The organism is Streptomyces cinereoruber, assembly GCF_009299385.1.
Taxonomy (GTDB): domain Bacteria; phylum Actinomycetota; class Actinomycetes; order Streptomycetales; family Streptomycetaceae; genus Streptomyces; species Streptomyces bikiniensis.
The window spans coordinates 2758182-2772929 of sequence record NZ_CP023693.1 but is presented as its reverse complement, the minus strand read 5'-3'; the positions used below and the strand labels follow the sequence as shown (position 1 = coordinate 2772929).

Here is a 14748-nt window from a genome sequence, read left to right as displayed (position 1 = left end):
TCGCTCCTGTTCCCGTTCTTGCTCCACAGCCTATGCACGGGGTGCCTCCATCGTGGTGCCGGGCCGCCGCACGCGGGCCGGGGCGGTGCGTTCGTACGCGTGGAAGGCGGCGCCGCAGACCAGCAGCGCGCCCGCGAAGAGGGGGAGCCAGCCGAGCCGGGCGAGGACCCAGGCGTGCCTGTCGGGGACGGTGTGCAGACCGGCGAGCGGCCCGTGGCCGAGCAGGTCCGCGGCGAGGAGGCCGCCGGCGGTGACGGCGATCATCGCGGTCTGGTGCCAGAGGAAGACGGTCATGGCGCCGAGGTTGAGCAGGGCCACGGCCGTCCAGGCGACGGGCCGGCGCAGGGCGCGCCGGAGCGGCCCGAGGAGCAGGAGCGCGCCGCCGCACTGGGCGAGGCCGAAGGTGACGGCAGCGAGCGTGGGCGGATTCAGGTTGGAGACCGGCGCGCCGGGGACGCCCACCATGGAGGCCGGGTAGCCGGCGAGGACGACGAGCAGGGCGGTCGCGGCCCCGCCGCCGAGGAGCAGCGTCCAGGAGGCGGCCGGGGCGAGCGGGCCGCGGCGGGCGAGGAGCGCGCCGAGGCAGTACGGGACGAGCCACCCGGCGGGCAGGTTGAGCCAGCCGGTCGCGCCGTGCCCGTCGAGGCCGAAGCGGACCAGGTCGACGTGGAGGACGACGGCGAACGGCCACAGCGGGTGGACGCGCGCGACCAGCGGGGTGGCGGCGATGAGGGCGGCCAGGACCAGCAGGAACCACAGCGGGGAGAGCACGAGCTTCCCGAGCGCCTGGACCGTCCGCCAGGGGACGCCGCAGGCGAGCGTGCCGGCCGTGGCGACGAGCCAGACCGCGAGCAGCGGGGCGACGGGCCGGAACAGCCGGCGCAGCCGGGCGGCGATCCACCGGCCGCCGCCCTCGCCGCGGGCGCGGGCGGCGGTGTGGCCGCGGGCGGCGACGTACCCGCCGACCAGGAAGAACACGGCGAGGGTCTGGAACGCCCAGGAGACCGGGGTGAATTCGGGCAGGTGACCGAGGGGGCTCTCGACGCGCAGGGTGCCGCTGTCGGCGACGAGGGCGGTGACGAGCCAGTGGCCGAGGACCACGCCGAGGATGGCGAGGGCGCGCAGCGCGTCGAGCGCGCGGTCCCGCTCCGGCGGGGTGGCGGCGACGGTCCGGCGGACGAGCGCGTGCACGGCACGACTGCTTCCGGCGGTCGGAAGGGTGGTGGTCTCACGCACGCTCCGGCTCCCTTCCGTCGACGATCCGGGCGAGGTTGCGCAGGGGTGTGGAGCCGGGGAGCAGGTAGTCGCTGTGGCCGCCGTCGCCGGCGGCGAACCGGCGGGCCCCGAACCCCGGCTCCACGGGGTCGGTCCCGAAGCCGAGTTCACCGCCTGCGGGGAGCGGGACGCGCAGGTGGGGCACGTCGGCGATCCAGTCGCCGGACGCCCGCCCGGCCCAGACGGCGGCGTCCGTGCGCAGGTCGGCGGCGCGGTCGGAGCCGGTGCCCGGGCTCCCGTAGAGGACGAGGGCGGCGACGGGCAGCCCGGCGGCGGCGCGGGCGCACACCACGGAGCCGTACGAGTGCCCGAGCAGGGTGATCCGGGCGCCGGGCCGTATCCGCGCCAGCTCCTCGACGAACGAGCGGAGCCGGGGCGCCGCCCGGTCGGCGCGGCCGGGGGTGAGGGAGGCGGCGCTGCCGGTGGCGGGGGTGCGGTAGCCGAGCCAGGCGACGACGGCGGACCGGGCGCCGAACTCCCGCCGGAGGGTGCGCTGGAGGGCGGTGGCACCGGCCCGGAAGCGCGCGTAGGAGTCGAGGCCGGTGTCGGCGCCGGGCACGAGGACCGCGATCCGCTCGGCCCGCGCGAGGTCCCCGACCACCTCCGCACTCCGCCCGCCGTCCCGCCCGTCGAACTCCAGGAAGCGCCGGTCGGCCCCGGCCATCGCCCGCAGCGACGCGGCCCGCAGCCGCGCCCCGTGCTCCTCCGCCGTCCGCGCGGCCTCCCGCAGCGCCGCCCGCTCCGCCGCGTAACGCCCTTCGAGCGCCGCGGCGAGCGCGTCCGGCCCGCCGTCCGCCCGCAGCGGCGCGACGGCCGGGGGCACGGGGGCCGGTACGTCGGAGGGCCGCGCGGCCCCGGCGAGCGGCAGGGCGACGGCGGCGGCGACGACCGCGGCGAGCAGGGCGCGGCGGACGCGGGGCAGGAGCGCCATGGGGGTCCTTCCGTACGGGGATACGTTCCGTTACGGAAGGTAGGGAGGCACCGCTGTGGTCGGCGTCCCGCCGGAGAGCCGACTCGGCTTGTAGCTCTCGGGTATGACAGGGATACGGGGGCGGGCCCTGCGCCACGCGCGGGCCTTGCAGGGGCCGGTGGCCCGGCCGAAGGCCTACCCCCGTACCGCCCCCGTGGACCCCCGCACCACCAGCTCCGCCGGGATCGTCTCGTGGCCGTCCGGTGCGGGTTCCGCCGCGTCCGCCGCCAGGTGGCCCGCCCGGGTCCCCGCCTCGTGCAGCGGGAGGTGGACGGTGGTCAGGGGCGGGACCGCGTCCAGGGCGCACGGCAGGTCGTCGAAGCCCGCCACGGACACGTCGCCGGGGACGTCCAGGCCCCGTTCCCTGAGGGCCGCGCAGACGCCGAGGGCCACCGTGTCGTTGGAGGCGACGATCGCCGTCAGGTCCGGGTCGCGGGCGAGGAGTTCGGCCGTCGCCGCGTGGCCGGAGGCCCGCTCGTACGGGCCGTGGACCGTCGGCCCCTCCGGGACCCCGGCCGCCGCCAGCGCCTCCCGGTGCCCCTCCAGGCGGTGCCGGGTCGTGGTCCGGTCGGCCGGCCCCGCCACGTAACCGATCCGCCGGTGGCCGAGGCCGAGCAGGTGCTCGGTGAGGCGGCGCGCGCCGGTCCGGTGGTCGAAGACGAGGGCCGCCGCGTGCGCGTCGCCCTCCACCGGCGGGCGCCCGCAGAGCACGACCCGGGTCCCCGCGTCCGCCAGCCGGGACAGCTTGGCGGCCGTCGCCGCCAGCCGCTCCGGGGCCTCCAGGGAGCCGCCCATGAGGATGACGGCGGCGGCCCGCTGCCGCTGGAGCAGCGTGAGGTAGGTCAGTTCGCGCTCGGGGGAGCCGCCGGTGTTGCAGACGACGGCGAGCTTCTCGCCCCCGCCCCGCCCGGACGCGCCCGCCCCGATCGCGGTCTGCGCCGCGCTCGCCATGATCCCGAAGAAGGGGTCCGCGATGTCGTTGACCAGCACGCCGACCAGGTCGGAGGTGGCGGCGGCGAGGGAGCTGGCGGGGCCGTTGAGGACGTAGTCGAGGTCGGCCACGGCCCGCAGCACCCGCTCCCGGGTGGACTCGGCCACCGGGTAGTTGCCGTTGAGGACGCGGGAGACGGTGGCGGGGGAGACCCGAGCGCGGGCGGCCACGTCCGCCAGGGTGACGGTCATCGCGTGCGTACCTCCGGGGCCTTGTGGGGGGCGTTGTCCGCAGGCTAGCGTTCCCGCCTGTAGAAAGCGCTTTCTATCGTGTGTGGAGCACGGGGCGTGATCGTGCGTGGAGCACCGGGCGTGATCGCGCGTGAGGCGTCCGGGCGATCGCACAGGGGACACCCGCGTGACCGCACAGGGGGCACCCGTGCGACCGCGCACGGCACACCCGAGCGGTCGCACGGCACACCCGCGCGACCGCGCGTGCCGCCCGGGGATCGCGCACGGAGCACTGAGGAGAGGAACCTTCCGTGACACGCAGGACCGTCCGCATCGCCATGAACGGCGTCACCGGCCGCATGGGCCACCGCCAGCACCTGGTCCGCTCGATCCTCGCCCTGCGCGAGCAGGGCGGCCTCGACCTCGGGAACGGCGAGACGCTGTGGCCCGAGCCCGTCCTCGTCGGCCGCCGCGAGCCCGCCCTGCGCGCCCTCGCCGAGCGCCACGGCCTCACCGAGTGGTCCACCGACCTCGACGCGGTCCTCGCGGACGGGACGGTCGACGTCTACTTCGACGCCCAGGTCACCCCGGCCCGCGCCGACGCGATCCGCCGGGCCGTAGCGGCCGGCAAGCACGTCTACACCGAGAAGCCGACGGCCGGGGACCTCGCCGAAGCCCTCGACCTCGCCCGGCTCGCGACCGGGAAGGGGATCAAGCACGGCGTCGTCCAGGACAAGCTGTTCCTGCCGGGCCTGCGCAAGCTCAAGCGCCTGATCGACGGCGGCTTCTTCGGCGAGGTCCTGTCCGTACGGGGGGAGTTCGGGTACTGGGTCTTCGAGGGCGACTGGCAGGAGGCCCAGCGCCCCAGCTGGAACTACCGCGCGGAGGACGGCGGCGGGATCGTCGTCGACATGTTCCCGCACTGGGAGTACGTGCTCCACGAGCTGTTCGGCCGGGTCACCTCCGTCAGCGCCCACGTCGCCACCCACGTCCCGCGCCGCTGGGACGAGCACGGCAAGCCCTACGAGGCCACCGCCGAGGACGCCGCGTACGGCGTCTTCGAACTGGAGGGCGGGGCCGTCGCCCAGATCAACTCCTCGTGGACGGTCCGCGTCCACCGCGACGAACTGGTCGAGTTCCAGGTGGACGGCACCCACGGCTCCGCCGTCGCCGGACTGCGCGGCTGCCGCGTCCAGCACCGCTCGGCCACCCCGAAGCCGGTCTGGAACCCGGACATTCCCGTCACCGAGTCCTTCCGGGACCAGTGGCAGGAGATCCCGGACAACGCCGACTTCGACAACGGCTTCAAGGCCCAGTGGGAGCTGTTCCTGCGCCACGTCGTCCTGGACGAGCCCTACCACTGGGACCTCCTGGCGGGCGCCCGCGGCGTCCAGCTCGCGGAGCTAGGCCTGCGCTCGGCGGCGGAGGGCCGCCGACTGGAGGTCCCGGAGCTGACGGGCTGACGACGGCGCCGCGCCCGACCACCGAGGTCCCGAAGGTCCCGGGGCCCGGAGGTCCCGGAGATGACGCGCTGAAGACGACGCCGCGCCCGACCACCGCGTCACCGCCCCCGCAACTCGGCCGCACCCCCGCCCTGGAGACGACCCCGTGACGACAGCGCCGCACCCGTAAAACCACCGTGTCCGTAAAACCACCGCTCCCGTACAACCCCCGCACCGACACCCCGGAAGTGACCCCATGACGATCCGCCTCCCCGCCCCCGACGGCGGTCTGCGGACCTACGAGCCCCGCACCGACCCCCTGGCGCTCGCCCCGGCCGGCCCGTCGGCCTCCCGTACCGTCTTCTCCGCCGCGCACGTCGTCGCCGACCCGTACGCCGACACCACCCCCGACGGCCCCGCCGCCGTCGACTGGGACGCCACCCTCGCCTTCCGCCGCCACCTCTGGTCCCACGGCCTGGGCGTCGCGGAGGCGATGGACACGGCCCAGCGCGGCATGGGCCTCGACTGGGCGGGCGCGGCCGAACTGATCCGGCGGTCGGCCGCCGAGGCGAGGGCCGTCGGCGGCCGGATCGCCTGCGGCGCGGGCACCGACCACCTGCCCCACGGCACACCGCCGGCACTGCCGCGGATCCGCGCCGCGTACGAGGAACAGCTCGCGGTCGTGGAGGAGTCGGGCGCGCAGGCGATCCTGATGGCCTCCCGCGCCCTCGCGGCCGCCGCCACCGGCCCCGAGGACTACCTCGACACCTACGGCCACCTCCTGCGCCAGGCGAGCGAGCCGGTGATCCTGCACTGGCTCGGCCCGATGTTCGACCCGGCGCTCGACGGCTACTGGGGCTCGGCCGACCTCGACGCGGCGACGGGGACCTTCCTCGACGTGATCGCGGCCCACCCGGACAAGGTGGACGGCGTCAAGGTCTCCCTCCTGGACGCCCGGCGCGAGGTGGAGCTGCGCCGCCGCCTCCCCGACGGCGTCCGCTGCTACACGGGCGACGACTTCCACTACCCGGAGCTGATCGAGGGCGACGAGCAGGGATTCAGCCACGCCCTGCTCGGCATCTTCGACCCGCTGGGCCCGCTGGCGGCGCGGGCGGTCCGCGCCCTGGACACGGGCGACACGAAGGCCTTCCGCAAGCTCCTGGACCCCACGGTCGAGCTCTCCCGCCACCTCTTCCAGCCCCCGACCCGCTACTACAAGACGGGCGTCGTCCTCCTGGCCTGGCTGGCCGGCCACCAGGACCACTTCACGATGGTCGGCGGCCTCCAGTCCGCCCGCTCGCTCCCGCACCTCGCGCGCGCGTACGAACTGGCCGACGGCCTCGGCCTGTTCCCCGACCCGGCCCTGGCCGAGTCCCGCATGAGGTCCCTCCTCACGGTCCACGGAGTCCCGCGATGAACCCCGACCGCTTCTCGATCAACCAGATGACGGTCAGGCAGCTCCCCCTCCCCGACCTCGTCTCCCACTGCGTCCGCCTGGGGATCCGGGGCGTGGGCCTGTGGCGCGAACCCGTCCGGGAGTACGGCGTGGAGGCGGCGGCCCGGCTCGTACGGGAGGCGGGCCTGGAGGTCACCACCCTCTGCCGGGGCGGCTTCTTCACCTCGGACGACTGGCTCGCGTCCAACCGCGCGGCGGTCGTCGAGGCGGCGGCCCTCGGCACCGACACCCTGGTCCTGGTCTCCGGCGGCCTCACCCCCGCCTTCCCGGACCTCCCCGCCGCCCGGGCCCGCATCACGGAGGCGATCGGCGAACTGGCCCCGTACGCCGCGGAACACGGCGTACGCCTCGCCGTCGAACCCCTCCACCCGATGTACGCCTCCGACCGCTGCGCCGTCTCGACCCTGGACCAGGCCCTGGAGATCGCCGAGCGCTTCCCGTCCTCGCAGGTGGGCGTGGTGGTCGACACGTACCACCTCTGGTGGGACGACCGCGCCCCGGCAGCGGTGGAACGCGCGGCCGCGACCGGCCGCATCCACTCCTTCCAACTCGCCGACTGGACCACCCCCCTCCCGGCCGGCGTCCTCAACGGCCGCGGCCAGTTGGGCACGGGCGCGATCGACCTCCGCGCCTGGACCGCCCTCCTGGACAAGACCGGCTACACGGGCCCGGTGGAGGTGGAACTCTTCAACGACGACCTGTGGGCGCGGGACGGGGCCGAGGTCCTGGAGGAGACGCTGCGACGCTTCCTGGAGATCTGAGGACGGCAGGGGCCGGGCGGCCCCCGGGCACCGGCTCGCGCTGGGGATGCCGTCGGCGGCAGGGTGCGGTCAGTCGCGCCGCCCGTAGTTCATGAACCAGTGGGTGTCGAAGTAGCGGGCCATCGTGAACGGGTGGTGCGGATCGACGAGGATGCGGCAGACGAACTCGGCGGCTCGGCAGTCGAAGGCGACGTCCTCACCGTCGAAGGACCGGACCACGACGGGCCAACGGTCGGGGTCGCCGCCGTCGGGCTTCCAGCAGTACAGGTCCTCGTGCTCCGTGCCGGCCCAGACGAGCAGCCTGTCCTCCCGGAGATCCGTCCACGGCTCCTGGTTCAGATCCAGGAAGCCGTCGAAGGCGCCCTCGCCGAACGTCTCGACCATGCGCTTGTAGTCGCTCGGCAGCGCGGTGCCCAACCGGGACTCCGTCTCCGCCCAGTCCATGTCCGGCCGCTGGTCGGGCAGCGTCCAGCCGGTGATTCGTCCGAGCCGCTCCAGCCAGTCGACGTCCCCGCCCTCGTCCGGAGCGGCGTCCGGGGGTTCGGGCACCTCTCTGCGAGCGATTGCCAGTACCGCCCGCTCGGTCCCCTCGGTGTCCCGTGCCGTCCCCGTGCCGACCCACTGATCCCCGTACGCCCACGCCCGTATCGTGACGGCACGGTCCTCGAAGGGGACGAGAAGAGCCGCGCCCCTGGAATCGTCGACCGTCGGATCGGCGAAGCCGTCCAGAACGAGTGTGTGCGGGGTGCCGTACCTGTCTGCGAGTAGGCCGGCCAGCTCCTTCGGGTCCAGATCGCCGGGCAGGTACATACAGCTGCCCCCCGGCCCGAGTCGGGCCAGCAGGTCGTTTACGGCCGCTTGCGTGAGCTCCATGGCGGCCAGTGAAGCGCACCGCACCGACAACGCGATTCATCGCGCCCGCGACCGCTTCTCGCCGACGGGCGGGACCTATGCCGTGGTGCGCGGCCGCCCCCTGTCCGACCCCTTCGCTACGGTCGACACATGTCCAACGAGGGTCGCGGTCCGGCAGTGGTCGAAGGGGTCCTGGAGCGGATCACCTACGCCAACGAGGAGACGGGGTACACGGTCGCCCGGGTCGACACCGGGCGGGGTGCCGGTGACCTGCTCACGGTCGTCGGCGCGCTGCTCGGCGCCCAGCCGGGGGAGTCGCTGCGGATGGAGGGCCGCTGGGGGTCCCATCCGCAGTACGGCAAGCAGTTCACCGTCGAGAACTACACGACCGTCCTGCCCGCCACCATCCAGGGCATCCGCCGCTACCTCGGCTCCGGGCTGGTCAAGGGCATCGGGCCCGTCTTCGCCGACCGCATCACGCAGCACTTCGGGCTCGACACCCTCGACATCCTCGAAGAGTCCCCGGGGCGGCTCGTCGAGGTCCCGGGGCTCGGGCCCAAGCGGACCAGGAACATCACCGCCGCCTGGGAGGAGCAGAAGGCCATCAAGGAGGTGATGGTCTTCCTCCAGGAGGTCGGCGTCTCCACCTCCATCGCGGTGCGGATCTACAAGCAGTACGGGGACGCCTCGATCTCCGTCGTGCGGAACCAGCCGTACCGGCTCGCCGCCGACGTGTGGGGCATCGGCTTCCTCACCGCCGACCGGATCGCCCAGTCCGTCGGCATCCCGCACGACAGCCCCGACCGGGTGAAGGCCGGCCTCCAGTACGCCCTGTCGCAGTCCAGCGACCAGGGACACTGCTTCCTGCCCGAGGAGCGCCTGATCGCGGACTCGGTGAAGCTGCTCCAGGTGGACACCGGGCTCGTCATCGAGTGCCTGGGCGAGCTGGCCGAGGACCCCGAGGGGGTCGTGCGGGAGACCGTGCCGGGGCCGGAGGGGACGCCGGTCACCGCCGTGTACCTGATCCCGTTCCACCGGGCCGAGCTGTCCCTCGCCGGGCAGCTCCGGCGGCTGCTGCGGGCCGAGGAGGACCGGATGCCGGCTTTCCGGGACGTGCCCTGGGACAAGGCCCTGGCCTGGCTCGCCACCCGCACCGGCGCCTCGCTCGCGCCCGAGCAGGAGGAGGCCGTGCGGCTCGCCCTCACCCGCAAGGTCGCGGTCCTCACCGGCGGCCCCGGCTGCGGCAAGTCCTTCACGGTCCGCTCCATCGTGGAGCTGGCCCGCGCCAAGAAGGCCAAGGTGGTGCTCGCCGCCCCCACGGGCCGGGCCGCCAAGCGCCTCGCGGAGCTGACCGGTGCCGAGGCCTCCACCGTCCACCGGCTCCTGGAGCTCAAGCCCGGCGGGGACGCCGCCTACGACCGGGACCGGCCGCTGGACGCGGACCTGGTCGTCGTGGACGAGGCCTCCATGCTGGACCTCCTCCTGGCGAACAAGCTGGTGAAGGCGGTGGCCCCCGGCGCCCACCTGCTGCTCGTGGGGGACGTGGACCAGCTCCCCTCGGTCGGCGCGGGCGAGGTCCTCGGCGACCTGCTCGCCCCGGGCAGCCCCGTCCCGGCGGTCCGGCTGACCCGGATCTTCCGGCAGGCCCAGCAGTCGGGGGTGGTCGTCAACGCGCACCGGATCAACGCCGGCACGCCCCCGCGCACCGAAGGCCTGCCGGACTTCTTCCTCTTCGCCGAGGAGGAGACCGAGGACGCCGCCCGGGTCGCCGTGGAGGTCGCGTCCCGCCGCATTCCGGCCAAGTTCGGCCTCGACCCGCGCCGGGACGTGCAGGTCCTGGCCCCGATGCACCGGGGCCCGGCGGGCGCGGGCGCGCTCAACGGGCTGCTCCAGCAGGCCATCACCCCGGCCCGCCCCGACCTCCCGGAGAAGCGGTTCGGCGGGCGCGTCTTCCGCGTGGGCGACAAGGTGACCCAGATCCGCAACAACTACGACAAGGGGGAGAACGGCGTCTTCAACGGCACCGTCGGCGTCGTCACCGCCCTGGACCCCGTCGAGCAGCGCCTGACCGTGCGGACGGACGAGGACGAGGAGGTGCCGTACGACTTCGACGAGCTGGACGAGCTCGCCCACGCGTACGCGGTCACCATCCACCGCTCGCAGGGCAGCGAGTACCCGGCGGTGGTGATCCCGGTCACCATGAGCGCCTGGATGATGCTCCAGCGGAACCTGCTCTACACGGCCGTGACCCGGGCCCGGAAGCTGGTCGTCCTGGTCGGCTCCCGCCGCGCGATCGCCCAGGCGGTGCGCACGGTCTCGGCGGGCCGCCGCTTTACCGCACTCGCCCACCGGCTCACAGGGCCCGCCCTCGTGTGAAAGATCACGGAGGGGTACCGGAACCGGGGCGAAGGGGGCAGGATATGAAGGTTGGCGGCACTCAGTGCCGCCAATTGGCCCAATGGTCGACCCCGAGTGCACTCTCCTGAGCCAAATGGGGGATGGTAGAGACAGTCAGGGCACCTCGAAGAAGAGGCACTACGTCGGTGAGGGATGACGTGAGCGACAACTCTGTAGTACTGCGGTACGCGGACGGTGAATACACCTACCCGGTGGTCGAGAGCACCGTCGGTGACAAGGGCTTCGACATCGGGAAACTCCGAGCCCAGACCGGTCTGGTCACCCTGGACAGCGGATACGGCAACACCGCCGCCTACAAATCCGCCATCACCTACCTCGACGGTGAGCAGGGCATTCTGCGGTACCGCGGCTACCCCATCGAGCAGCTGGCCGAGCGCTCCTCCTTCCTCGAGGTGGCGTACCTGCTGATCAACGGCGAGCTGCCCAAGGTCGACGAGCTGGCGACCTTCAAGAACGAGATCACGCAGCACACGCTGGTCCACGAGGACGTCAAGAACTTCTTCCGCGGCTTCCCGCGGGACGCCCACCCGATGGCGATGCTGTCCTCGGTGGTCTCCGCGCTGTCCACCTTCTACCAGGACAGCCACAACCCGTTCGACGAGGAGCAGCGCCACCTCTCCACGATCCGGCTGCTCGCCAAGCTGCCGACGATCGCGGCGTACGCGTACAAGAAGTCGATCGGCCACCCGTTCGTCTACCCGCGCAACGACCTCGGGTACGTCGAGAACTTCCTGCGCATGACCTTCTCGGTCCCGGCCCAGGAGTACGAGCTCGACCCGGTCGTCGTCTCGGCGCTCGACAAGCTGCTCATCCTGCACGCGGACCACGAGCAGAACTGTTCGACCTCCACCGTGCGCCTGGTCGGCTCCTCGCAGGCGAACATGTTCGCCTCGATCTCCGCCGGCATCTCGGCCCTCTGGGGCCCCCTGCACGGCGGCGCCAACCAGTCGGTCCTGGAGATGCTGGAGGGCATCCAGGCCAACGGCGGCGACGTCGACTCCTTCATCCGCAAGGTGAAGAACAAGGAGGACGGCGTCCGCCTGATGGGCTTCGGCCACCGGGTGTACAAGTCCTTCGACCCGCGCGCCAAGATCATCAAGGCGGCGGCGCACGACGTCCTCTCGGCGCTCGGCAAGTCCGACGAGCTCCTGGACATCGCGCTCAAGCTGGAGGAGCACGCGCTCTCCGACGACTACTTCGTCTCGCGCAACCTCTACCCGAACGTGGACTTCTACACGGGTCTGATCTACCGCGCCATGGGCTTCCCGACCGAGATGTTCACCGTGCTCTTCGCGCTCGGCCGTCTCCCCGGCTGGATCGCCCAGTGGCACGAGATGATCAAGGAGCCGGGCTCCCGCATCGGCCGCCCGCGCCAGATCTACACGGGCGAGGTCCTGCGCGACTTCGTCCCGGTCGAGGCCCGCTGAGCCGTACCGGTCTTCCGGAAAAGCGAGAAGCGCCCCGCTCCCCGATCCCCCCACGGGTCGGTGAGCGGGGCGCTTCCCATATCCCCGGTGCGGATTCCCCCCACGGGATCCGGGCCGGGCGTCTACCGGGCGTCAGCCGGTGGCTGCGCGGATCGGGCGCGACGCGGTATGCCGGGGTACGCGTACGGGAGGGCCGCTCAAAGCTCCCCGGTGCACGTGCCCCGGCCAACGCTTGCCTGGGACGTCCCCCAAGACATCCCATGAACGTCCCCCAAGACGTTCTCGGCATCGCCCACTTAGACCCACGAACAGCCCAGATGGTTACCCCACAATATCTGTGATCTAGGTCTCGGTGTGAAGGTCCTGTGCATCACGTGTAAGTGAACTCACGTGAACCTTCGGAGCCGCAGGCTGTTGGTCACGACGAACACGGACGAAAAGGCCATCGCGAGCCCCGCGATCATCGGATTGAGCAGTCCGGCCGCCGCGAGCGGCAGCGCGGCCACGTTGTAGCCGAAGGCCCAGCCCAGGTTCCCCTTGATCGTGGCCAGGGTCCGCCGGGAGAGCCGTACGGCGTCCGCCGCGACCCGCAGGTCGCCCCGGACCAGGGTCAGGTCGCCCGCCTCGATGGCCGCGTCCGTGCCCGTCCCCATCGCCAGGCCCAGATCGGCGGTGGCGAGCGCGGCGGCGTCGTTCACGCCGTCCCCGACCATGGCGACCGTCCGCCCCTCCTCCTGGAGCCGCCGGATCACCTCGGCCTTCCCCTCGGGCAGCACCTCGGCGATCACCTCGTCGATGCCCACCTCGTCCGCCACGGCCTCCGCCACCGCCCGGTGGTCCCCGGTGAGCAGCACCGGCCGCAGCCCCAGGGCGCGCAGCCGGGCGACCGCCTCGGCGCTGGTGTCCTTGACGGTGTCGGCGACGGTCAGGGTGCCCCGGGCCACCCCGTCCCAGGCGACGTGGACGGCGCCGGGCTCGGAGGCGGCGGGCGCCTCGATGCCCTCCGCCGCGAGCAGGGCGGCGCGCCCGACGACGACGAGCCGGCCGTCGACCGAGCCGCGCACCCCGAGCCCGGGGACGTTCTCGAAGGTCTTCGGCACGGGCAGCGGGCCGCACCGCTCGGCGGCGGCCTCCGCGACCGCGCGGGCCACCGGGTGCTCGGAGGAGTGCTCCAGGGCGCCCGCGAGCCGCAGCAGCTCGTCCTCGTCGGCGCCCTCGGTGCCGTACGTCCCGCCGTACACCCGGACTCCGGCGAGGTGCATGCGGCCGGTGGTGACCGTACCCGTCTTGTCGAGGACGACCGTGTCGATGCGGCGGGTGGACTCCAGGACCTCCGGGCCCTTGATCAGGATGCCGAGCTGGGCGCCCCGGCCGGTGCCGACCAGGAGCGCGGTCGGGGTCGCGAGGCCCAGGGCGCAGGGGCAGGCGATGATCAGGACGGCGACGGCGGCCGTGAACGCGGCCGTCGGGTCGTCCGTGGCGAGGAGCCACCCGACGAGGGTGCCGAGCGCGATCAGGAGCACCACGGGCACGAAGACGGCCGAGACGCGGTCGGCGAGCCGCTGCACGGCCGCCTTGCCGCTCTGCGCCTCCTCGACGAGCCGCGCCATCCGGGCCAGCTGCGTGTCGGCGCCGACCCGGGTGGCCTCCACGACCAGCCGCCCGGAGACGTTGACGCAGCCGCCGGTCACGGGGGAGCCGGGGGCGACGTCGAGGGGCAGCGACTCGCCGGTGAGCAGGGAGGCGTCGACCGCCGACGCGCCCTCGGTCACGGTGCCGTCGGTGGCGATCTTCTCCCCGGGGCGTACGACGAGGAGGTCGCCGACCCGCAGCCCGGCGACGGGGACGCGCACCTCCGTACCGTCCCTGAGGACGGCCGCGTCCTTGGCGCCGAGCTCCATCAGGGCCCGCAGCGCGGCGCCCGCCTTCCGCTTGGCGCGGGCCTCCAGGTACCGCCCGAGCAGGATGAAGGTGACGACCCCGGCCGCGACCTCCAGGTAGATGGCGGAGGAGCCGTCGGAGCGGTCCGCGGTGAGGTCGAAGCCGTGTCGCATGCCGGTCATGCCCGCGTCGCCGAGGAAGAGGGCCCAGAGGGACCAGCCGAAGGCGGCGAGGGTGCCGACGGAGACGAGGGTGTCCATGGTGGCGGCGCCGTGCCGGAGGTTGGCCCAGGCGGCCCGGTGGAACGGCAGCCCGCCCCAGACGACGACGGGGGCGGCGAGGGTGAGCGAGAGCCACTGCCAGTGGTCGAACTGGAGCGAGGGGACCATGGCGAGCAGGACGACGGGGGCGGAGAGGACGGCGGAGAGGGTCAGCCGCTGCCGGAGGGAGGCGAGCTCGGGGTCCTCCGGGTCCTCCCGCACGGGCTCGGGCTCCGGGTCCGGCGGCGGGGGCTCCTCGGCGGTGTAGCCGGTCTTCACGACGGTGGCGATCAGCTCGCCGACCGGGAGGTCCGAGGGGTGCTCGACCCGCGCCTTCTCGGTGGCGTAGTTGACCGTCGCGCTCACCCCGTCCATCCGGTTGAGCTTCCGCTCGACGCGGGCGGCGCAGGAGGCGCAGGTCATGCCACCGATCGTCAGCTCGGTGATCGTGGACGTCATCAGCGGTTCCAAACGGGAGCGGGGCCGTACCAGGCAACGGTACGACCCCGCGGGGTGCCGGCGGTCCGGCGGTCGGACCGGCTCGTGACCGGCCTCCGATCCGACCGGCTCCGGTCAGACCAGCTCGTAGCCGGCCTCGTCGACGGCGGCGCGCACGGCCTCGCGGTCGAGCGGGGCGGCGGAGACGACGGTGACCTCGCCGGTCTTGGCGACGGCCGTGACGGAGGTGACGCCGGGGAGCGCGGAGATCTCGCCGGAGACGGCGCCCTCGCAGTGCCCGCAGGTCATGCCCTTGACCTGGTAGACGGTGGTGAGTTCGGTCTGCGTCTCTGCGGCCATGGCGTTCTCCTCGGAGGGTTCGGAGCCTTACGGGACCGAGCTTATAC

At 73.5% G+C, this 14748-nt stretch carries 11 protein-coding genes; 5 read left to right on the top strand and 6 right to left on the bottom strand.

All coding sequences use genetic code 11. From position 1 onward, the window contains the following. Positions 1–30: 30 nt before the first annotated feature. The 3 genes from CP977_RS12250 to CP977_RS12240 form a co-directional block, all read right to left on the bottom strand. On the bottom strand, positions 31–1236 hold the full coding sequence (locus CP977_RS12250) for an acyltransferase family protein (protein ID WP_167308936.1): 1206 nt from the start codon (positions 1234–1236) through the stop codon (positions 31–33). After that, positions 1229–2206 carry an alpha/beta hydrolase gene (locus tag CP977_RS12245; protein ID WP_062755508.1) on the bottom strand — a complete coding sequence of 326 codons (978 nt, stop codon included), beginning with the start codon at positions 2204–2206 and terminating at the stop codon, positions 1229–1231. The genes CP977_RS12250 and CP977_RS12245 overlap by 8 nt, the downstream gene beginning before the upstream one ends. Positions 2207–2380: 174 nt before the next feature. Then, the gene (locus tag CP977_RS12240; RefSeq protein WP_152370086.1) at positions 2381–3427 is read right to left on the bottom strand and encodes a LacI family DNA-binding transcriptional regulator; all 1047 of its coding nucleotides are present in this window, start codon (positions 3425–3427) and stop codon (positions 2381–2383) included. Positions 3428–3717: 290 nt separating this feature from the next. Between CP977_RS12240 and CP977_RS12235 the strand changes: the two genes are divergently transcribed. The 3 genes from CP977_RS12235 to CP977_RS12225 all read left to right on the top strand — a co-directional run bounded on the left by CP977_RS12235 (position 3718) and on the right by CP977_RS12225 (position 7065). Then, positions 3718–4869, top strand: a complete 1152-nt coding sequence (locus CP977_RS12235; RefSeq protein WP_062755513.1) for a Gfo/Idh/MocA family protein — start codon at positions 3718–3720, stop codon at positions 4867–4869. A 235-nt stretch (positions 4870–5104) separates the two neighbouring features. Next, positions 5105–6265 (top strand): dihydrodipicolinate synthase family protein, encoded by a 1161-nt coding sequence (locus tag CP977_RS12230; RefSeq protein WP_062755515.1) that lies wholly within the window; start codon positions 5105–5107, stop codon positions 6263–6265. Further along, positions 6262–7065: a sugar phosphate isomerase/epimerase family protein gene (locus CP977_RS12225; protein ID WP_062755517.1), complete on the top strand. Its 804-nt coding sequence runs from the start codon at positions 6262–6264 to the stop codon at positions 7063–7065. Before CP977_RS12230 ends, CP977_RS12225 begins: the two co-directional genes overlap by 4 nt. A gap of 69 nt (positions 7066–7134) precedes the next feature. Here the strand turns inward: CP977_RS12225 and CP977_RS12220 are convergent, their stop codons facing one another. After that, positions 7135–7938, bottom strand: coding sequence for an SMI1/KNR4 family protein (locus tag CP977_RS12220; RefSeq protein WP_062757082.1), 804 nt, complete (start codon positions 7936–7938; stop codon positions 7135–7137). Between the two features lie 129 nt (positions 7939–8067). Between CP977_RS12220 and recD2 the strand changes: the two genes are divergently transcribed. Beyond that, positions 8068–10293 carry an SF1B family DNA helicase RecD2 gene (gene recD2 / locus CP977_RS12215; protein ID WP_062755519.1) on the top strand — a complete coding sequence of 742 codons (2226 nt, stop codon included), beginning with the start codon at positions 8068–8070 and terminating at the stop codon, positions 10291–10293. A 179-nt stretch (positions 10294–10472) separates the two neighbouring features. After that, positions 10473–11762 (top strand): citrate synthase, encoded by a 1290-nt coding sequence (locus tag CP977_RS12210; RefSeq protein WP_030210466.1) that lies wholly within the window; start codon positions 10473–10475, stop codon positions 11760–11762. A gap of 386 nt (positions 11763–12148) precedes the next feature. Here the strand turns inward: CP977_RS12210 and CP977_RS12205 are convergent, their stop codons facing one another. Together CP977_RS12205 and CP977_RS12200 are read right to left on the bottom strand one after the other, a co-directional pair. Next, on the bottom strand, positions 12149–14362 hold the full coding sequence (locus CP977_RS12205) for a heavy metal translocating P-type ATPase (RefSeq protein WP_152370085.1): 2214 nt from the start codon (positions 14360–14362) through the stop codon (positions 12149–12151). 114 nt (positions 14363–14476) lie between these two features. Next, entirely contained in the window at positions 14477–14701 is a 225-nt protein-coding gene (locus tag CP977_RS12200; protein ID WP_062755521.1) for a heavy-metal-associated domain-containing protein, read from the bottom strand. Between the last annotated feature and the right edge of the window lie 47 nt (positions 14702–14748).

What these genes read in the sequence shown, in the direction of transcription:
- CP977_RS12245 (WP_062755508.1), bottom strand. Translation starts at nt 2,206, where the DNA reads ATGGCGCTCCTGCCCCGCGTCCGCCGCGCCCTGCTCGCCGCGGTCGTC.
- CP977_RS12240 (WP_152370086.1), bottom strand. Translation starts at nt 3,427, where the DNA reads ATGACCGTCACCCTGGCGGACGTGGCCGCCCGCGCTCGGGTCTCCCCC.
- CP977_RS12230 (WP_062755515.1), top strand. Translation starts at nt 5,105, where the DNA reads ATGACGATCCGCCTCCCCGCCCCCGACGGCGGTCTGCGGACCTACGAG.
- CP977_RS12225 (WP_062755517.1), top strand. Translation starts at nt 6,262, where the DNA reads ATGAACCCCGACCGCTTCTCGATCAACCAGATGACGGTCAGGCAGCTC.
- CP977_RS12220 (WP_062757082.1), bottom strand. Translation starts at nt 7,938, where the DNA reads ATGGAGCTCACGCAAGCGGCCGTAAACGACCTGCTGGCCCGACTCGGG.
- recD2 (WP_062755519.1), top strand. Translation starts at nt 8,068, where the DNA reads ATGTCCAACGAGGGTCGCGGTCCGGCAGTGGTCGAAGGGGTCCTGGAG.
- CP977_RS12205 (WP_152370085.1), bottom strand. Translation starts at nt 14,362, where the DNA reads ATGACGTCCACGATCACCGAGCTGACGATCGGTGGCATGACCTGCGCC.
- CP977_RS12200 (WP_062755521.1), bottom strand. Translation starts at nt 14,701, where the DNA reads ATGGCCGCAGAGACGCAGACCGAACTCACCACCGTCTACCAGGTCAAG.